The sequence below is a fragment of the Pseudomonas cremoris genome (assembly GCF_014230465.1).
In genome coordinates this window covers 555,899-573,669 of record NZ_JAAXCY010000001.1, presented here as the reverse complement: position 1 = coordinate 573,669, position 17,771 = coordinate 555,899, and the positions used below count along the sequence as shown (strand labels likewise).

17 protein-coding genes and 1 other RNA gene are annotated in these 17,771 nt (G+C 60.7%); 12 read left to right on the top strand and 6 right to left on the bottom strand.

The features are described from left to right. The first annotated feature begins 101 nt into the window (after positions 1-101). The 4 genes from zipA to ffs all read left to right on the top strand — a co-directional run bounded on the left by zipA (position 102) and on the right by ffs (position 5,207). On the top strand, positions 102-965 hold the full coding sequence (gene zipA, locus HF257_RS02655) for a cell division protein ZipA (protein WP_185703438.1): 864 nt from the start codon (positions 102-104) through the stop codon (positions 963-965). A gap of 87 nt (positions 966-1,052) precedes the next feature. Further along, positions 1,053-3,410, top strand: a complete 2,358-nt coding sequence (ligA, locus tag HF257_RS02650) for an NAD-dependent DNA ligase LigA (protein WP_185703440.1) — start codon at positions 1,053-1,055, stop codon at positions 3,408-3,410. Positions 3,411-3,632: 222 nt separating this feature from the next. Continuing rightward, positions 3,633-4,799 carry a zinc-binding metallopeptidase family protein gene (locus tag HF257_RS02645; RefSeq protein WP_185703442.1) on the top strand — a complete coding sequence of 389 codons (1,167 nt, stop codon included), beginning with the start codon at positions 3,633-3,635 and terminating at the stop codon, positions 4,797-4,799. A gap of 311 nt (positions 4,800-5,110) precedes the next feature. Continuing rightward, positions 5,111-5,207: signal recognition particle sRNA small type (gene ffs / locus HF257_RS02640), an RNA gene on the top strand. 110 nt (positions 5,208-5,317) lie between these two features. Here the strand turns inward: ffs and HF257_RS02635 are convergent. Then, the gene (locus HF257_RS02635; RefSeq protein WP_185703444.1) at positions 5,318-5,878 is read right to left on the bottom strand and encodes a hypothetical protein; all 561 of its coding nucleotides are present in this window, start codon (positions 5,876-5,878) and stop codon (positions 5,318-5,320) included. 176 nt (positions 5,879-6,054) lie between these two features. Between HF257_RS02635 and HF257_RS02630 the strand changes: the two genes are divergently transcribed. Continuing rightward, a complete protein-coding gene (locus tag HF257_RS02630) occupies positions 6,055-6,642 on the top strand; it encodes a hypothetical protein (RefSeq protein ID WP_185703446.1) in 588 nt (195 codons plus the stop codon). Positions 6,643-6,649: 7 nt separating this feature from the next. On the opposite strand, the gene HF257_RS02625 is transcribed toward HF257_RS02630, so the two are convergent. After that, the gene (locus HF257_RS02625) at positions 6,650-7,513 is read right to left on the bottom strand and encodes a LysR family transcriptional regulator (RefSeq protein WP_185703448.1); all 864 of its coding nucleotides are present in this window, start codon (positions 7,511-7,513) and stop codon (positions 6,650-6,652) included. A 102-nt stretch (positions 7,514-7,615) separates the two neighbouring features. Here HF257_RS02625 and HF257_RS02620 point away from each other — a divergent pair, with 102 nt between their 5' ends. After that, positions 7,616-8,515, top strand: a complete 900-nt coding sequence (locus tag HF257_RS02620) for a DMT family transporter (RefSeq protein ID WP_185703450.1) — start codon at positions 7,616-7,618, stop codon at positions 8,513-8,515. Here the strand turns inward: HF257_RS02620 and HF257_RS02615 are convergent. Continuing rightward, positions 8,466-9,224 (bottom strand): substrate-binding periplasmic protein, encoded by a 759-nt coding sequence (locus tag HF257_RS02615; protein ID WP_185703452.1) that lies wholly within the window; start codon positions 9,222-9,224, stop codon positions 8,466-8,468. The two genes, HF257_RS02620 and HF257_RS02615, sit on opposite strands and share 50 nt — an antisense overlap. A gap of 133 nt (positions 9,225-9,357) precedes the next feature. Here HF257_RS02615 and dnaX point away from each other — a divergent pair, with 133 nt between their 5' ends. From dnaX to recR, 4 genes are all read left to right on the top strand, one after another. Beyond that, positions 9,358-11,412, top strand: coding sequence for a DNA polymerase III subunit gamma/tau (dnaX, locus tag HF257_RS02610; protein WP_185703454.1), 2,055 nt, complete (start codon positions 9,358-9,360; stop codon positions 11,410-11,412). Positions 11,413-11,455: 43 nt separating this feature from the next. Next, positions 11,456-11,794, top strand: coding sequence for a YbaB/EbfC family nucleoid-associated protein (locus HF257_RS02605; RefSeq protein ID WP_003175481.1), 339 nt, complete (start codon positions 11,456-11,458; stop codon positions 11,792-11,794). 289 nt (positions 11,795-12,083) lie between these two features. Next, complete coding sequence (locus HF257_RS02600; protein ID WP_185703456.1) at positions 12,084-13,118, top strand: NADP-dependent oxidoreductase; 1,035 nt, start codon at positions 12,084-12,086, stop codon at positions 13,116-13,118. A gap of 66 nt (positions 13,119-13,184) precedes the next feature. Beyond that, the gene (gene recR / locus HF257_RS02595; RefSeq protein ID WP_015885312.1) at positions 13,185-13,787 is read left to right on the top strand and encodes a recombination mediator RecR; all 603 of its coding nucleotides are present in this window, start codon (positions 13,185-13,187) and stop codon (positions 13,785-13,787) included. 72 nt (positions 13,788-13,859) lie between these two features. Here recR and HF257_RS02590 read toward each other — a convergent pair whose 3' ends face one another. After that, positions 13,860-14,408, bottom strand: a complete 549-nt coding sequence (locus tag HF257_RS02590; RefSeq protein ID WP_185703458.1) for an adenine phosphoribosyltransferase — start codon at positions 14,406-14,408, stop codon at positions 13,860-13,862. Positions 14,409-14,487: 79 nt separating this feature from the next. Next, on the bottom strand, positions 14,488-15,222 hold the full coding sequence (gene fnr / locus HF257_RS02585) for a fumarate/nitrate reduction transcriptional regulator Fnr (protein ID WP_016979302.1): 735 nt from the start codon (positions 15,220-15,222) through the stop codon (positions 14,488-14,490). 150 nt (positions 15,223-15,372) lie between these two features. On the opposite strand from fnr, the gene HF257_RS02580 reads away from it, so the two are divergent. Together HF257_RS02580 and HF257_RS02575 are read left to right on the top strand one after the other, a co-directional pair. Next, positions 15,373-15,843, top strand: a complete 471-nt coding sequence (locus HF257_RS02580; protein ID WP_185703460.1) for a hypothetical protein — start codon at positions 15,373-15,375, stop codon at positions 15,841-15,843. Positions 15,844-15,894: 51 nt separating this feature from the next. Further along, positions 15,895-16,353, top strand: a complete 459-nt coding sequence (locus HF257_RS02575) for a hypothetical protein (protein WP_185703462.1) — start codon at positions 15,895-15,897, stop codon at positions 16,351-16,353. On the opposite strand, the gene hemN is transcribed toward HF257_RS02575, so the two are convergent. After that, the gene (gene hemN / locus HF257_RS02570) at positions 16,354-17,736 is read right to left on the bottom strand and encodes an oxygen-independent coproporphyrinogen III oxidase (protein WP_185703464.1); all 1,383 of its coding nucleotides are present in this window, start codon (positions 17,734-17,736) and stop codon (positions 16,354-16,356) included. Positions 17,737-17,771: the final 35 nt, after the last annotated feature.

The following is a 17,771-nucleotide window of genomic DNA, read 5'->3' as shown; positions in this document are numbered from 1 at the left end:
AACGTCAGTCAGAACATAGAGTTGGCGCCACGTTTTAAAGCGGTTTGCACGGTGCTAAACCCCTTATTTTTCAGCATTTTTTATTAGAGGCACGGGATTACATGGAAATCGGTCTGCGCGAGTGGCTGATCGTCATCGGCATTATTGTCATTGCCGGTATTCTTTTTGATGGCTGGCGCCGGATGCGCGGTGGCAAGGGCAAGCTCAAATTCCGTCTGGACCGCAACCTGTCCAACTTGCCTGACGACGACGGCAGCGCCGAGCTGCTGGGGCCGCCCCGTGTGCTGGATACCCATAAAGAACCGCAATTGGACGAGCACGACTTGCCGTCGATGAGCGCGCCGGTGCGTGAAGCCCGCGAGCCGTCTTCCAAGCGTGGCAAGCGCAACAGCGCACCGGTTGCCGAGCCGCATCAGGGCGACCTGAACTTGGACGTCGATGAAGGCCCGAGTTTCAGCAGCCGTGACGATGATTTCCCGGATGAAAATGTTGGCAAGAATGCACCGCGTCAATCGGTTGCCGATCAGCCGGCTGCCGAAGAAGTCTTGGTGATCAGCGTGATCTGCCGCGACGCCGCCGGTTTCAAAGGCCCAGCCCTGTTGCAGAACATCCTCGAAAGCGGCCTGCGTTTTGGCGAGATGGATATCTTCCACCGCCACGAAAGCATGGCCGGCAACGGCGAAGTGCTGTTCTCGATGGCCAACGCGGTCAAGCCGGGCACCTTCGATCTGGACGATATCGACCTGTTCAGCACGCCAGCCGTGAGCTTCTTCCTCGGCCTGCCAGGCCCGCGTCACCCGAAACAAGCGTTCGACGTGATGGTGGCCGCAGCCCGCAAGCTGTCCCAGGAACTGAACGGCGAGCTCAAGGACGACCAACGCAGCGTCCTCACCGCCCAGACCATCGAGCACTACCGTCAGCGCATCGTCGAGTTTGAGCGTCGCGCCCTGACACAGAAACGCTGAGGTTCGATCTTAAGCGTTGTCTGTAGAATCCGTGCACTAACATATTGAGCAGCTTCGGCTGCTCTTTTGCTTTATGAGAGAACACCCATGACCGCCGCCCACACCCGCATCCTCGAACTGCGCGCTGAACTGGATCAGCACAACTACCGTTACCACGTACTCGACGAGCCGAGCATCCCGGACGCCGAGTACGATCGGTTGTTCCACGAGCTTAAAGCCCTGGAAGCCGAGCACCCGGACCTGGTGACGCGCGATTCACCGACGCAACGTGTAGGCAGTGCGGCGCTGTCGGCGTTCACCCAGGTGAAGCATGAGATCCCGATGCTCAGCCTCGGTAACGCGTTCGATGAAACCACCATGCTGGAGTTTGATCGCCGGGTGACCGAAGGCCTCGACCTTCCGGCGGGCGATCTTTTTGGCGGTGGCGCGGCGGTGGAGTACAGCTGCGAACCCAAGCTGGATGGCCTGGCGGTCAGCCTGTTGTATCAGGACGGCGAATTGGTGCGCGGTGCCACCCGTGGCGACGGCACCACGGGTGAAGACATCAGCGTCAATGTGCGCACCGTGCGCAATATCCCGCTCAAGCTGCACGGCAGTGGTTGGCCGGCGACCCTGGAAGTGCGCGGTGAAGTGTTCATGTCCAAGGCCGGATTCGAACGCCTCAACGCCTCGCAGCTGGAAATCGGCGGCAAGACCTTCGCCAACCCGCGCAACGCCGCCGCCGGCAGCCTGCGCCAGTTGGACTCGAAGATCACCGCCAGTCGCCCGCTGGAATTCTGCTGCTACGGCGTGACCACCGACATCAGCGACACGCATATCGGCAACCTGCAACAGTTACAGAAGTGGGGCATGCCCATCAGCCACGAGCTGAAATTGGCTAAAGGTATCCAGGATTGCCTGGAGTACTACCGCGACATCGGCGAGCGCCGTAACAGCCTGCCCTATGAAATCGACGGCGTGGTGTTCAAGGTCAACAGCATTGCTTACCAGCGTGAACTGGGCTTCCGCGCCCGTGAGCCGCGTTGGGCGATTGCGCATAAATTCCCGGCGCTGGAAGAGCTGACCGAACTGCTGGATGTGGAATTCCAGGTGGGTCGTACCGGTGCTGTCACGCCGGTGGCGCGCTTGAAGCCGGTCAAGGTCGCGGGTGTGACGGTGTCCAACGCAACCCTGCACAACATGGACGAGGTCGCGCGTCTGGGCGTCATGATCGGCGACACCGTGATCATCCGCCGCGCCGGTGATGTGATCCCGCAAGTCGTCTCCGTGGTGCTCGAACGCCGCCCGGAAAACGCCCGCCCGGTGCCGATCCCCGAAAGCTGCCCGGTGTGCGGCTCCCATGTGGAGCGTACCCAACTGGTCAAGCGCAGCAAGGGCAAGGAAACCGTCAGCGAAGGCGCGGTGTATCGCTGTGTCGGGCGCCTGGCCTGCGGTGCGCAGCTCAAGCAGGCGATCATCCACTTCGTTTCGCGGCGCGCCATGGACATCGACGGCCTGGGCGACAAGACCATCGAGCAACTGGTGGATGAAAAACTCATCGGCTCGCCGGCCGATCTCTACAAGCTCAAGTACGAGCAGATCATCGACCTGGAAGGCTTTGCCGATATCTCCAGCAAGAAGCTGATCACCGCCATCGAAAACAGCAAAACGCCGACCCTGGCGCGCTTTATCTACGCCCTGGGCATCCCCGACGTGGGCGAGGAGACCGCCAAGGTGTTGGCACGCTCCCTGGCGTCCCTGGAGCGCGTGCAGAAGGCCTTGCCGGAAGTGCTGACGTACCTGCCGGACGTGGGCCTGGAAGTGGCGCACGAGATTCACAGTTTCTTTGAAGACAGCCATAACCAGGACGTGATCGGTGCGTTGCTGTCGCCAGAGGAATGCGGCCTGCAATTGCAGGATCAGGGCGACCTGAGTGCCGAGTTCGCCGCCAGCACCACACTCGGCGGCTTGCTCGACAAGCTGCACGTGCCTAGCGTCGGTCCCGGTGCAGCGCAGAAGCTGGCGGACAAGTTCGGCAGCCTGGAAGGGGTGATCAAGGCAGATTGGCTGGATATGCGCCAGGCGCTGCCCGAGAAGCAGGCCAAGGCCGTGCGCGACTTCTTTGATAACGCCGACAACGCCAACCGTGCCCTGGCCATTGAGCAGCAGCTCAAGGACTTTGGCATGCATTGGGACAGCGAGAAGAAGGTGGTCGAAGGTTTGCCCGAAGCTGGCCACACCTGGGTACTCACCGGCTCGCTGGAACTGATGAGTCGCGACGTGGCCAAGGACAAGCTCGAAAGCCTGGGCGCCAAAGTAGCGGGCTCTGTTTCTGCGAAAACCCACTGCGTGGTCGCCGGGCCGGGCGCCGGTTCGAAACTGGCCAAGGCCAGCGAACTGGGCTTGAAGGTGCTGGATGAAGAAGCCTTCGTCGCGTTCCTCGCCAAGCACAACATCACCGTCTGACCGCGTGATGTGATGGGCAGGGCTGTTGTAGTGAGCGGGCTTGCCCCGCGCTGGGGGGCGAAGCCGCCCTAACAAGCGCGCTGCGGTGTTTCAGGAAGATTGCGGCGTCTGGGTTTGGGCGGCTTCGCCCCCCCAGCGCGGGGCAAGCCCGCTCACTACAAGCATGCGGAACGATTTTGACTGGGAAATGATCTAGTCTCTGTCACCCAGGGAGAGATCGCCATGTTCCGCTACTTCGAGCAGCTCAGTTCGCGCATCGCCGCACCGTTCGTGGCCAGCCCATCTCGCAACAGCAAGGTGTGGCAATGCCGCTGCGGCCAATCCCTGTTCTTTCGCAACAGCCAATGCTTGGCTTGCCAGGCGTTGCTGGGCTACCAACCCCAACAAAGCCGGCTAGCCTCCCTGCAGCCCGGCCCCGTCGAAGGCACCTGGCTGCAGGACGGCAACCTCGACGCCGGCGCCTTCCGCCGCTGCGCCAACCTTGACACCCCGGCGGCCTGCAACTGGTTGATTCCCGCCCACAGCACCGCACCCCTGTGTGTGGCTTGTAGCTTGAATCGCACCATCCCTGACCTGTCCGTTCCGGAAAACCCTGAGCGCTGGCGCAAGGTCGAGATCGCCAAGCGTCGTCTGGTGGCGCAACTGGTCAGTCTGGGTTTGCGAGTGGTCCCCAAAACCGTCGATGAGGATGCCGGCCTGGCTTTTGACTTCGTCGGCATCGACCTGGAAGGCAACGCCCCGATGACGGGCCACGCCAACGGCCTGATCACCCTCGATATCAAGGAGGCCGACGACGCCCACCGCGAAAAAGTCCGTGTGCAAATGCGCGAGCCTTATCGCACTTTGCTCGGACATTTTCGACATGAAGTCGGCCACTATTATTGGGATCGCCTGATCGCCAATACCCAGTGGCAGGAACCCTTTCGTAACCTGTTCGGCGACGAACGCGCCAGTTATGCCGATGCACTGGATCATCACTACCAGAACGGCGCGCGTCCCGACTGGCAGCAAACCTGCGTCAGCGCCTATGCCACCATGCACCCCTGGGAAGACTGGGCAGAAACCTGGGCGCACTACCTGCACATGATGGACGCCGTCGACACTGCGCTCGGCTTCGGCATGAGCGCCCGCGAGATGGACCTGGATTACCAGCCGTTTCCCCTCACCACCCTCTACGATCCCGAACACCCTGGCGGCGTGGCGTTCCTGTCATTCGTCAACGCGTGGATCGAGCTTGCCGGCATGCTCAATGAGCTGTCGCGCAGCATGGGCCAGCCGGATTTCTATCCCTTCGTGCTGCCACCGCCGGTGATCGCCAAGCTGCACTTCATCCACCTGGTAATCCAGGAAGAGGGCGGCCGGGCGGATGAGGTGCTACAGGCCCAATAGCTGAGTCTGTAGTGAGCGGGCTTGCCCTGCGCTGGGTGGCGAAGCCGCCCCAAATCCCGGCACCTCGGTCTTTCTGAAATATCGCAACGCCCGGTTTAGGGCGGCTTCGCCACCCAGCGCGGGGCGAGCCCGCTCACTACTAGACCGAGTCGTCTGCATCCCGGCTCCACAGCGGGCGATGGACCTTCTGGGGAAACAGGCAAGTACTTGAGCCATCAGATATTTTTAATCCGCCACGAACGGTTGTAACTTCTGATTAGATCGGTACAATGGCCCCGCTTGCCGAGAGGCAGGCGTCGTTATGGTGACCCCATCGGTCCCCCCGCAACGATTACCCGTGAACCTGGTCAGAGCCGGAAGGCAGCAGCCACAGCGGGAACATTGTGTGCCGGGGTGTGGCTGGTGGGGTTGCCTCCATAACGCTCTTCCTGCAACACCCACCTAAACCCAAATTTTTTATATGCGCTTTGCTGGCAATCACTGCCTGCGAACAGCTTCGTGCTGCCCGCTCTGCGGCCTCATGGCCGGTACTTCGGAAATGCCTCAATCAGCGGCACTATTTCCCGGCCTGTTTCCACGGCCTTTGCCTCGGGGTCGCTCGGAACCGGAATATTCCTCGCGAAGTGGAAAATGATGGTCTGGCCGGTGCCGCTGTCTTTGTAATACTTGAAATAACTGATTTCAGAGAAGTGCCCGTCTTTACGCAGTGACTTGGGGTAGAAATGCATCGAATAGTCGATCCCCGTTTTATTGTCCGTCAGCAGGATCGCCGGGCTGTTCGGGTTTTCCTGCTGGTGCAACTGGATGGCGCGCTTGGCGAGGTCCAGAGGCGTGAAGCGGTTGAAGTCGCGAGAAACGACGGTGAAGTCCACCATTTCACTCCAGGCATCGACGCTTTCCTCAGCGGGGAAATACTCCCACAAACCATCCTTCTGGAATTTCAGGACGAACGTCTTGCTGCCGAACACCACTGTCTTGGTTTCGGCAATCGAGGGGCGTGACATATCTGGAGTTGCAGAGGTGGTGCAGCCGGACAGCAGGACCAGGAGCAACGAGATCAGTAGTAAAGGCGCTTTCATTTCAATCCTTGAATGTTTTCAGGTGCGTCATGCGTCCGTGACAGTAGCCCAGCTTGTGAATAAACGCTTCGTTTAAATTGAAAGTCCGGATTTTACAGGCGGGCTAATCCGTCGCCTGGCTGCGCCCAAGCCCTGACTCGCGTAGCATGCGCCTCCCGTAGACATGGAGGTCCCACATGCGTTTTTCGTCCCTCGTTTTACTCTCCGCACTGGTGCTGGGTTTGCACGGCTGCGTGATGATTCCCTATCAGAGCCCCGAAGACCGGGCCAAAATTGAACATGACCTGGGCGTTGCACCGGCCGATATCATCGGCATCACCGAAACCAACTGGTGCCCCTACACCTACAGGATTGCAGAGATCTGCCATGCCACCCAAGGGTTGGGTGTGTTGACCAAACAGGGGTTCATTCTCAGCCTCTACCAGAACAAGACTTATATTCCGGTCAGGACCTTGCGTGTCGATGAGGTGATGTGCGCGAAAGTGACGGAGGGCCGTGACAAGCCGGAAATCTTCTACGTGTTCACCAAAGACGATGCCTTCATGCTGGCGCCCATCACGCCGGGCGGCCAGATGAATATGCCGATGAAGTTGAAGATCTTCGATTACCTGACCGGTAACCAGCAAAAGGTGTTCACCGGTGTCGAGGGCTCATTTGTGAAACTCACCGGTAATAAGGTTTTGCGCTACGTCACCACGCCTGGCTATAAGCCGGGGATGGCGAATACGGATGAGTTTGCAATCGTCAACCCGTGCCCGCAGTGAAGTTAGGCTAGCCGAACGTCTCTCGCAGCAACCCGGCAAACGCATCCCGCGCCAGGTGCCGCTGGGTGTCTTTGTGCCAGAACAGCAGGTTGTCCACGGCCTGCAGTTCTTCAAACCGATAAGACGCCAGTTGGTTGGCCTGCTCATAGCGCGCCAGGATGCCCTCTGGCGCCAACGCCACGCCGATCCCCGCACTCACGCAGCCGATGATCGTGCCCCAGCTGGCATAGCTGGCGATGCTTGGCTTGAAGTCGTGGGGCTTGACCCAGTTTTCCAGCGCCGCGCGGTAGGGGCAGCCGGGCGGCCATACCAGCAGGGTGCGGCCGGCCAGGTCGGCGGCGTTGCGGATCGGTTCGCTGGAGGCGCTGGCGATCAGCACCAGGCGTTCGCTGTAGACCACGCTGTGTTCGAGCTTGGTGCGCTTGCCGCCGGACGCCACCAGCGCCACATCCAGGCGGTGGTGTTGCAGGTCGTCGAGCAACTGGCCCCAGGCGCCGGTCACCAGTTCCAGGCTCACATCCGGGTAGCGCCGGTGATACTCCGCCAGCAACGGCGGCAGGCGGCCGCTGGCGCTCGACTCCACGGCGCCGATGCGCAAGGTGCCACGGGGAATGGCGTTGGCGTCCACGGCGCGTTTGGATTCGTCCACCAGCGCGAGAATGCGTTCGCAGTACTCCAAAAAGATCTCACCGGCGGCACTGATGGCCAACCCACGCCCGGCGCGGATAAACAGCGGGGTGCCCAACTCGCCTTCCAGTTGCTTGATGCGCGTGGTGATGTTGGACGGCACGCAATGCAGCTGCACGGCGGCCTGGGCCACGCTGCCGGTTTGCGCCACGGCTCGCACCATTTTCAGTTGGGCCAGTTCCATTGCTCAGTTCCAGTGATTTCAGAAGTCAGAAACGGTTAATTGTCCTACGCCTTGTGCGGCCCAAGACTGACGGCATTCCTTCTCAGTTTCTGGATACCGTCGATGAATACCCCGTCACCCGTGAAGCTTACGCTAGTCATTGCCAGCGTCATCCTTTGTTGGGCCTATTCGCCGATTGGCGTGCACATGGGGCTGCACAGCTACAGTCCTGGCCAGTTGGCGTTGCTGCGGTTTTTGATAGCGTCGGTGTTCATGGCGGGTGTGGCGCTGGTGATGGGCATCGGTCGACCGCGCGTGAGGGATCTGCCGTGGTTGCTGGTGCTGGGTTTTTTCGGGGTGTTCCTGCACCACACCAGCCTCAATCAAGGGCAGCAGTTCGTCACGGCGGCGGCGTCCAGCGTATTGGCGCAGTCGGCGCCGCTGTTCAGCGTGTTGATCGCATTTTTCTGCTTGAAGGAGCGGGTCAGTGCCTGGCGTTGGGGCTGCGTGTTGCTGGGGTTGCTCGGCGTGTTGGTGGTGATCTGGGGGGATCATGGCGTGGGGGATATTGACCCGCGTGGCTTGCTGATTCTGCTGGCAGCGGTGTCGTGGAGCGTGTATTTCGCCATCCAGAAACACTATGCCCATCGCTACAGCCCACTGACCATGGCGTGCTACATGGTGTGGGCGGGCACCTTGATGTTGCTGGTGAACCTGCCGGGCCTGCCCGCTGCCGTGGCGCAGGCGCCGTTGCCGGAGAACCTGGCGGTGCTGGTGCTGGGCATCTTCCCAAGTGCCCTGGCGTACCTGGCGTGGGGGTACGTGTTGAAGCATGTGGAGGTCAGCCGCGCATCGGTGGCGATGTATTTGATCCCGCCCGTGGCGATGGTGATGGCGGCGACATTGTTGGGCGAGCACATTGCTGCGCAGGTGGTGTTGGGCGGGGTGATTGTGCTGGCCAGTGTGGCAGCCATCAGTCTTGAGGGGCGCTGGGTGCGGCCTCCCCGGTGTACAGCCGGATGATGTCGTCGATCTCGCCGGACATCTTCATCCGTAGCAGCGTGCGCAAAATCGGTTGCACGGGCACATTTGGGTCGTTGCGCACAATGCAGCCCAGGCTCAGCTCCTCGATCGCTGCCACTTTATGCAGCCGGCGACCATCTGGCATGCCCAGGTTGAAACGGTTCAGGGTCCATTCATTGATGACGGCGTACTGGTAGCGTCCGGCCACCAGCTTATGCAGCACTTGCTCTTCATTGCGAGCGTCGTCGCGAGTGAGTTGGCCTTTGGCGAACAGCGCGTCGAGACTGGAGTAGCGGTAGTTGAGCACCGTGCCGATCGACTGTGGTGCCAGCTTGGCCAGTTGCACCGGTTGCACCGGAACGCGGGGGCTTACCAGCACGTTGCGCTGCACCATCAGGGGCACGCTCCAGATGTAGTCGCCGGAGAGGTTGTCGACCCAGGCTTGGGCGACATAACAGCGTATGTCGATGTCGCCGTGTTCCATGGCGCCGGCAATGCGCGCCCGAGCCAGGACGTGGAACTGCGCCGGGCGCCCGACCTGGGTGGCCAGGCTCGACATCAGGTCATAGAGGATGCCTTGGGTGGGCTGGTCGCCGTCCAACTGCACCATGGGCATCGCCCAGCTGTCGGAAACCGAGAAGCGCAGCGGTGTGGGCGCTGCCAGGCTTGCCGTGGTGATCATCCATAAAGCGCCCAGGACTACGCGCATACACTCTCCGGGTTCAGGCCTTTTCGGGGCCAGCCAACAGAGCTTAGTCAGATTAGGCGAGCGTGCCGGATGCAATTTCCCCCTTGCTCCGCTAGCATTACCGGCTTCTGTTTCCCAGTTGCGACGGTTTTCGATGAGTTATCAGGTTCTTGCACGTAAATGGCGTCCGCGCTCGTTCCGCGAAATGGTCGGCCAGACCCATGTGCTCAAGGCTCTGATCAATGCCTTGGACAGCCAGCGGCTGCACCACGCCTACCTGTTTACCGGGACCCGTGGGGTGGGCAAGACCACCATCGCGCGCATCATCGCCAAATGCCTGAACTGTGAAACCGGTATCACTTCCACGCCTTGCGGCACCTGCTCGGTGTGCCGGGAAATCGACGAAGGCCGTTTTGTCGACCTGATCGAGATCGACGCCGCGAGCCGCACCAAGGTCGAAGACACCCGTGAACTGCTGGATAATGTGCAGTACGCGCCCAGCCGCGGGCGTTTCAAGGTCTACCTGATCGACGAAGTGCACATGCTTTCCAGTCATTCCTTCAACGCACTGTTGAAAACCCTGGAAGAGCCACCGCCCTACGTCAAATTCATCCTGGCCACTACCGACCCGCAGAAACTTCCTGCAACCATTCTGTCGCGGTGCCTGCAGTTCTCCCTCAAGAACATGACGCCTGAACGGGTAGTCGAGCATCTGACCCACGTGCTGGGCGTCGAGAATGTACCGTTCGAAGACGACGCACTGTGGCTGCTTGGCCGCGCCGCCGATGGCTCGATGCGTGACGCCATGAGCCTCACCGACCAGGCCATCGCCTTTGGTGAAGGCAAGGTCATGGCCGCCGATGTGCGCGCCATGCTCGGTACCCTGGACCATGGCCAGGTATTCGACGTGCTGCACGCCTTGATCGAAGGTGACGCCAAGGCATTGCTCGAAGCCGTGCGTCACCTGTCGGAGCAAGGTCCGGACTGGAACGGCGTACTGTCTGAAATTCTCAATGTGCTGCACCGCGTTGCCATCGCCCAGGCCCTGCCTGAAGGTGTCGACAATGGTCATGGCGATCGCGACCGCGTGTTGGCCCTGGCCCAGGCACTGCCGGCCGAAGATGTGCAGTTCTACTACCAGATGGGCCTGATCGGCCGCCGGGACTTGCCTCTGGCGCCGGAGCCGCGCGGTGGCTTTGAAATGGTCATGTTGCGAATGCTGGCCTTCCGGCCCGCCGACTCGGCAGACGCACCGAGACAGCCGCTAAAGCCAGTGGGGATCAGCCAGGCCACAGTTGATTCCGCCAAACCAGTGGCTGGCGCGGCAGTCGTTGCGCCAGTGGTTGCTGCGCCTGCTCCGGCTCCAGAGCCCGTTCCGGTCGTGGCGGCGCCCGTGGTTGAGCCGGAACCTGCGCCGGTTGCCGAGCCTGAACCGGTCGTCGATTTGCCATGGAATGACCCGGTAGAAGCCGAGGCCGAGCCCGAAGTCGAGCAACAGCCGGCGGTGGAGCCTGTTCTGGAAACCACCGGTGAGCAGCCCGAACTCACACCGATGCCCACGCCAACCCCGGACAGCGTAGTGCCGGATGCGCCTGAGTGGGTGTCGGCGCCTGTGCCGGAGCCGACCGTCGCCCAGGTGGAAGCTGCGGTGCCGGGTATCGATGACGACGAACCGCCGTTGGACGAAGACTACATCGAGCCGGACATGGATTCGGCCTACAGCTACCTGGACGATTTGGCCAGCGAGCACACCACCGAGCCGGCCCCCGAGCCCGAGGCGGAACCCGCTGCCGCGCCGGCCACCGGCTTGGCCCTGCAGTGGCTGGAGCTGTTCCCGAAACTGCCGATCTCCGGCATGACCGGCAGCATCGCCGCCAACTGCACACTCATCTCTATCGACGGCGACCACTGGTTGTTGCACCTGGACCCGGCCCACAGCGCCCTGTTCAACGCGACGCAGCAACGTCGCCTCAACGATGCCCTGAACCAGTACCATGAGCGCACGCTGACCATCGCCATCGAGTTGATCAAGCCTGAGCAGGAAACCCCGGCCCAGGCCGCGACCCGCCGGCGTATCAACCGCCAGCGCGAAGCAGAAGACTCGATCCACGGTGATCCGCTCATCCAACAAATGATGCAACAGTTCGGTGCGGTCGTCCGCCACGATACTATTGAACCTGTCGAAGCCCTGGTGCCCCAAGCGTCATGACACCGGGCAACTAACTTGATCCACGTACTTTGAGGTGATTCCCATGATGAAAGGTGGCATGGCCGGCCTGATGAAGCAGGCGCAGCAGATGCAGGAAAAAATGGCCAAGATGCAGGAAGAACTGGCCAACGCCGAAGTCACCGGTAAAGCCGGTGGCGATATGGTCAGCGTGGTGATGACCGGTCGTCACGACATCAAGCGCGTGAGCATCGACCCAAGCGTATTGCCGGGTGTAGGCGAAGATGACTTGGAAATGCTGGAAGCGTTGTTCGCGGCAGCCGTCAACGACGCGGTGCGCAAGATCGAAGCCAACAGCCAGGAAAAAATGGGCGGCGTGACCGCTGGCATGCAACTGCCACCGGGCATGAAGCTGCCGTTCTGATCGGCGAGCGTTAGCTAGACTCCAATGCCAGGCCCAGTGCCTGGCATTTTTGTATGTGCTCGTAGTGAACGCCGTTGTTGTAGTGAGCGGGCTTGCCCCGCGCTGGGGCGCGAAGCGGCCCTAATACCAGGCGCCGCATTTTACCTGGAATGGTACGGTGAGTTTAATGGGGCTGCTGCGCAGCCCTGCGCGGGGCAAGCCCGCTCACTACAGGGTCATCTGTTCTGAACCCTGGCACTGCAAAGACGGTCTGCACCCTATACCGATGGATTCGTTAAAGGAGCCCCTGATGCCTCAACAACCGATTCTGAACCAGCGCATTGTCCTGGTCTCACGCCCCCAGGGTGCGCCAACCCCGGAAAACTTCCGCCTGGAGCGTGTGAACCTGCCGGAATTGGCAGACGGCCAGGTGTTGCTGAAAACCCTGTACCTGTCCCTCGACCCCTATATGCGCGGGCGCATGAGTGACGCGCCGTCCTACGCGGCACCGGTTGAAATCGACGAGGTGATGACTGGAGGTGCTGTCAGCCGTATCGAGCAGTCACGTAATCCTAAGTTCGAAGTGGGTGACCTGGTGGTCGGTTCCACCGGCTGGCAGAGCCACAGCATTTCCGACGGCCACAACTTGATGCCGGTGCCAAAGGGCTTGGCCAGCCCCTCCATGGCCTTGGGCGTGTTGGGTATGCCGGGCATGACGGCCTACATGGGCCTGATGGATATTGGCCAGCCCAAGGCCGGTGAAACCCTGGTAGTGGCGGCCGCGTCCGGCGCAGTGGGCTCGGTCGTTGGCCAAGTGGCCAAGCTCAAAGGTTTGCGGGTGGTGGGGATCGCAGGTGGTGCGGACAAATGCCGCTACGTGGTGGACGAATTGGGCTTTGATGCCTGCATCGACCATAAGAGCGCGGATTTCGCCAACGAACTGGCGCTGGCCTGCTTCAAAGGCGTGGATATCTATTTCGAGAACGTCGGTGGCAAGGTCTTCGACGCGGTCGTGCCGTTGCTCAATCCCAAGGCACGCATTCCCCTGTGTGGTTTGATCGCCGGCTACAACGCCCATCAGCCACCCAGCGGTCCCGACCGGCTGCCGGCGCTGCAACGCACGTTGCTGACCAAGCGGGTCCGTATCCAGGGCTTTATCGTGTTCGACGACTATGGCGACCGTCTCCCTGAGTTCATCAGCGCGATGGCACCGTGGGTGCGCGAGGGCAAGGTGAAATTCCGTGAAGACGTGGTGGACGGCCTTGAGCAAGCGCCCGAAGCGTTTATCGGTTTGCTCGAAGGGCGCAACTTCGGCAAGTTGGTGGTGCGGGTCGCACAGGATTGACCATTTGACGCTAATCCGGGGCGCGGGTATAAACCGCGTCTCGTTGTTTTGTCGGACCTTTCGCCCATGAGCTTCAGCCCCCTGATTCGCCAACTGATCGACGCCCTGCGGACCTTGCCGGGTGTGGGCCAGAAAACCGCCCAACGCATGGCGCTGCAACTGCTGGAGCGTGACCGCAGCGGCGGCACCCGGCTGGCGCAGGCCTTGAGCCAGGCCATGACCGGGGTGGGCCACTGCCGCCAGTGCCGCACCCTCACCGAGGAAGAACTCTGCCCACAATGCGCTGACCCACGCCGTGACGACACGCTGCTGTGCGTGGTGGAAGGGCCGATGGATGTGTACGCGGTGGAGCAGACCGGCTATCGCGGGCGCTACTTTGTGCTCAAAGGCCATCTGTCGCCGTTGGACGGCCTGGGGCCGGAAGCCATCGGCATTCCACAATTGGTGGCGCGTATCGAAGAGCAAGGCACTTTCACCGAAGTGATCCTGGCCACCAACCCGACGGTGGAAGGTGAAGCGACGGCGCATTACATCGCTCAACTGCTGACCAACAAAGGCCTGATCACCTCGCGTATCGCCCATGGTGTGCCGTTGGGTGGTGAGTTGGAATTGGTAGATGGCGGGACGCTGGCGCATTCGTTTGCAGGTCGCAAGCCGATCGCGCTCTAAGCAACACAGCAAAGCAAAATGTGGGAGCGGGCTTGCTCGCGAAGAGGCCGGCAAAGACAGCCGAGAAGGCCCTTACTGCTCGTTCAACCCAAACTGCGTCAAACAAAATGTCGCAATCCCCATATCTTCTAGCCGCTGCGACCCACCCAACTCCGGCAAATCAATAATCGCCGCCGCTTCAAAAATCTTCGCGCCCATGCGCCGCACCAGGTTCGCCGCCGCAATCAAAGTACCGCCCGTGGCAATCAGGTCATCGAACATCAGCACCGAATCACCTTCGCACAAGCTGTCGGCATGCACTTCCAGGAAGGCCTCGCCGTATTCGGTCTGGTAACCCTCGGCCAGCACGTCGGCCGGCAGCTTGCCTTGCTTGCGGAACAGGATCAGCGGTTTGTTCAGTTGGTAGGCGATGATCGAGCCGATCAGGAAGCCGCGCGCGTCCATCGCGCCGATATGGCTGAAATCGGCCTCGACGTATCGGTGGGCAAAACTGTCGGCCACCAGGCGCAAGGCGCGGGGCGATTGGAACAGCGGCGTGATGTCTCGAAAGATCACCCCAGGCTTGGGGAAGTCGATGACGGGGCGGATCAGGGATTTGATGTCGAACGAATCGAAGGTCATCGTCGAAGAGTCCTGGGGTTGGAAACGGACTCGAAGTATACCTGCGGCCTCACCGGTTGGCGCGACCGCAGTGTCTGGATCAGCCCTCTAGCGAGCCCCCGGCCAGCGCGCACAACTGGATCGGGTCGAGGATATGCACTTCCTTGCCCTCGGCCGCGATCAGCTCGTTCTGCTGGAAGCGGGTAAACACGCGGGACACGGTTTCCACCGCCAGGCCCAGGTAGTTGCCGATTTCGTTGCGCGACATGCTCAAGCGGAACTGGTTGGCCGAGAACCCTCGGGCACGGAACCGTGCCGACAGGTTGACCAGGAAGGTGGCGATGCGCTCGTCGGCGGTTTTCTTCGACAACAGCAGCATCATTTGCTGGTCGTCACGGATCTCGCGGCTCATCACGCGCATCAACTGGCGGCGCAATTGCGGCAGTTGCAGGGCCAGTTCGTCCAGGCGCTCGAAGGGGATTTCGCACACCGACGTCGTCTCCAGTGCCTGGGCCGACACCGGGTGAATCTCGGTGTCCATGCCCGACAAGCCCACCAGCTCGCTGGGCAGGTGGAAGCCGGTGATTTGCTCTTCGCCGCTGTCGCTCAGGCTGAATGTTTTCAACGCACCCGAACGTACTGCATAAACGGAATCGAACTTGTCGCCCTGGCGAAACAGAAACTCGCCTTTTTTCAATGGGCGGCCGCGTTTAACGATGTCGTCCAGCGCATCCATGTCTTCCAAATTCAACGAAAGTGGCAAGCAGAGGGGGGCCAGGCTGCAATCCTTGCAATGAGCCTGGCTGTGAGCGCGCAGTTTAACTGGCTCGGACATTTCTTAAATCCTTGTGGGAAAACACACATAAGACGTAAGGGTAACGCACTGGGGGGCGCCGAGGCCAGCCTGTACAAAAAACCGGCAGCGGTATAAAGCTTTTTGTATCGGCGTCGATACAGTTGGATACCTCCATGAGAAGGAACTCAGATGATGTCTGTCATCGCTGCCAATAACGCTGCTATTCGCCTGCCAGCTGCACCCACTGCCAAGCCTGTCGGCGGGGCAGAAGACAAGGCTGAAACCGTTGCTCCCGCTGCTGACTCAAAGGCGGCGGAAGGGGTTGCGGTGAAGATTTCCAGTGCTGGGTTCCGGGCCGCCAAAAACGACTCCAACAACAAAGACATCGATGACAGCAACCTGAAGGACAACGTTAAACAACTGCTGAAAATGATCCGTGAGCTGAAAAAACAAATTGCTGACAAGCGTGCCGAGATCGCATCGGTGATGGCGGACAGTGCCATGAGCCCGGATCAACGCCAGGCTCGGATGAGCAACCTGCAGTCATCATTGGCCAGTTTGCAGGGCAGTTTGAGCATGGCCAGTGTGCAACTGGGCAAGGCCATGAAGGATGAGTCGCCACAGGCGCAGTTGGAAGCCATGGCGTTGGCGGCGAAGTAAAACCGATTCAGCTCGGGCGCGGACATTTCTCTACGAAGAGGAGTTCTGGACATGCTTGTTTTATCGGTGGACAGCCCGTTGATCCGTGTACCGACCGCGCCAACGGTGTCGAGCGTAAAGTCGGCAACCGCGGTTGAGGAGGCGGTTGGCGTTGCGGCTTCGGCCTCCGAAGGCATCAAGGTGACGATCTCTCCCGATGCGTTCAAGGCGGCTGAGGTGGAGAGTGCCGACGCCGACATTGATGAAAGCGGCCTGGACGACAACATCAAACACATGCTGAAAGCGATCCGCAAATTGAAGCAGCAGATCGCTGAGAAGCTTGCCGAGCTGCAAGCCGTCGCGATCGATCAGAGCCTGACCCCAGAGGAGCGTCAGGCCAAGGTCGCCAATTTGCAAACCGCCATCAGCGCCTTGCAAGCTGGGTTGATTACCACTCAGACCTCCCTGGCCAAGGCGATGAAAGGCATGAGCCCGGAAGATATCGGAAAAGTCCTCGCGTTGATGCGCTGATCAGATCACCCGGGAAAACCGCTGGCGGTTCTGATGTTCCAGATAAGCATCGAACACCATGCACACCGACCGCACCAACAGCCGCCCGGCCGGCAGTACCTGAATGCCCTGCGCGTTCAGCTCGATCAGGCCGTCAGCGGCCATGGCTTCAAGTCGCGGCCAGATGTCGTCGAAATACCCGCGAAAATCAATGTTGAAGGCCTGTTCGAGTTTCTCGAATGCCAGGTTGAAATTGCAGATCAACTGCTGGATCACTTCCCGCCGCAACCGATCATCCGTGGTGCATACCAGGCCGCGGCTGGTGGCCAGTTGCGCGCTGGCCAACGTGTTCTGGTAGGCGTTGAGGTCGCTGCTGTTCTGGCAATACAGGTTGCCGATCTGGCTGATGGCCGACACGCCGAGCCCGATCAAGTCGCAATGGCCGTGGGTGGTATAGCCCTGGAAGTTGCGTTGCAGGGTGCCTTCTTCCTGGGCGATGGCCAGTTCGTCATCTGGCAGGGCGAAGTGGTCCATGCCAATGTAGCGGTAACCGGCCTGGGTCAGTTGCTCGATAGTGGTTTGCAGCATCAGCAGCTTTTCTGCGGGGGAGGGCAGGTCGTCGGTGTTGATACGCCGCTGGGGCATGAAGCGTTCCGGCAGGTGCGCGTAGTTGAACACCGACAGGCGGTCTGGTTGCAAGCGAATCACTTCGTCAACGGTGCGCGCAAAGTTCAGCGGGGTCTGCTTGGGCAAGCCGTAGATCAGGTCGATATTGATCGAACGAAATTGCAGGGTGCGCGCCGCATCGATCACCGCACGGGTTTCTTCCAGGCTTTGCAGACGATTGACCGCCCGTTGCACCTCGGGATCGAGGTCTTGCAGGCCGATGCTCACGCGGTTGAAGCCCAGTTCACGCAGCAGGCCCATGGTGGCCCAATCTGCCTCGCGGGGGTCGATCTCGATGCCGTAGTCGCCGGAGTCGTCGTCCAGCAGGTTGAAGTGCTGACGCAGGCAGCCCATGACCTGACGCAGTTCATCGTGGCTGAGAAAGGTCGGCGTGCCACCGCCAAAGTGCAGTTGTTCCACCGGCTGCTTGGGGTCGAGGTGGCACGCCACCAACTGGATCTCCTGCTCCAAGCGCTGCAGATAGGCCTGGGCGCGGCCACGGTCCTTGGTGATCACCTTGTTGCAGGCGCAGTAGTAGCAAATGTTTGCGCAGAACGGCACGTGCACATACAACGACAAGGGCCGCACGGCCTTGCGACTATCGCGCAGGGCGTGGAGCAGGTCGAAGGTGCCGACCTGGCTGTCGAATTGTACGGCGGTGGGGTAGGACGTGTAGCGCGGTCCCGCCAGGTCGTAGCGGTGAATCAGATCGGTGTCCCAACGAATGGCGTCGAGCATGCGGGCGGTCCCCCGGATAGGCTAATGGGCCGAGT

Excerpts from the sequence above, each read along its gene's own strand:
- zipA (WP_185703438.1), top strand. The coding sequence starts at position 102 with ATGGAAATCGGTCTGCGCGAGTGGCTGATCGTCATCGGCATTATTGTC.
- ligA (WP_185703440.1), top strand. The coding sequence starts at position 1,053 with ATGACCGCCGCCCACACCCGCATCCTCGAACTGCGCGCTGAACTGGAT.
- HF257_RS02645 (WP_185703442.1), top strand. The coding sequence starts at position 3,633 with ATGTTCCGCTACTTCGAGCAGCTCAGTTCGCGCATCGCCGCACCGTTC.
- HF257_RS02635 (WP_185703444.1), bottom strand. The coding sequence starts at position 5,878 with ATGAAAGCGCCTTTACTACTGATCTCGTTGCTCCTGGTCCTGCTGTCC.
- HF257_RS02630 (WP_185703446.1), top strand. The coding sequence starts at position 6,055 with ATGCGTTTTTCGTCCCTCGTTTTACTCTCCGCACTGGTGCTGGGTTTG.
- HF257_RS02625 (WP_185703448.1), bottom strand. The coding sequence starts at position 7,513 with ATGGAACTGGCCCAACTGAAAATGGTGCGAGCCGTGGCGCAAACCGGC.
- HF257_RS02620 (WP_185703450.1), top strand. The coding sequence starts at position 7,616 with ATGAATACCCCGTCACCCGTGAAGCTTACGCTAGTCATTGCCAGCGTC.
- HF257_RS02615 (WP_185703452.1), bottom strand. The coding sequence starts at position 9,224 with ATGCGCGTAGTCCTGGGCGCTTTATGGATGATCACCACGGCAAGCCTG.
- dnaX (WP_185703454.1), top strand. The coding sequence starts at position 9,358 with ATGAGTTATCAGGTTCTTGCACGTAAATGGCGTCCGCGCTCGTTCCGC.
- HF257_RS02605 (WP_003175481.1), top strand. The coding sequence starts at position 11,456 with ATGATGAAAGGTGGCATGGCCGGCCTGATGAAGCAGGCGCAGCAGATG.
- HF257_RS02600 (WP_185703456.1), top strand. The coding sequence starts at position 12,084 with ATGCCTCAACAACCGATTCTGAACCAGCGCATTGTCCTGGTCTCACGC.
- recR (WP_015885312.1), top strand. The coding sequence starts at position 13,185 with ATGAGCTTCAGCCCCCTGATTCGCCAACTGATCGACGCCCTGCGGACC.
- HF257_RS02590 (WP_185703458.1), bottom strand. The coding sequence starts at position 14,408 with ATGACCTTCGATTCGTTCGACATCAAATCCCTGATCCGCCCCGTCATC.
- fnr (WP_016979302.1), bottom strand. The coding sequence starts at position 15,222 with ATGTCCGAGCCAGTTAAACTGCGCGCTCACAGCCAGGCTCATTGCAAG.
- HF257_RS02580 (WP_185703460.1), top strand. The coding sequence starts at position 15,373 with ATGATGTCTGTCATCGCTGCCAATAACGCTGCTATTCGCCTGCCAGCT.
- HF257_RS02575 (WP_185703462.1), top strand. The coding sequence starts at position 15,895 with ATGCTTGTTTTATCGGTGGACAGCCCGTTGATCCGTGTACCGACCGCG.
- hemN (WP_185703464.1), bottom strand. The coding sequence starts at position 17,736 with ATGCTCGACGCCATTCGTTGGGACACCGATCTGATTCACCGCTACGAC.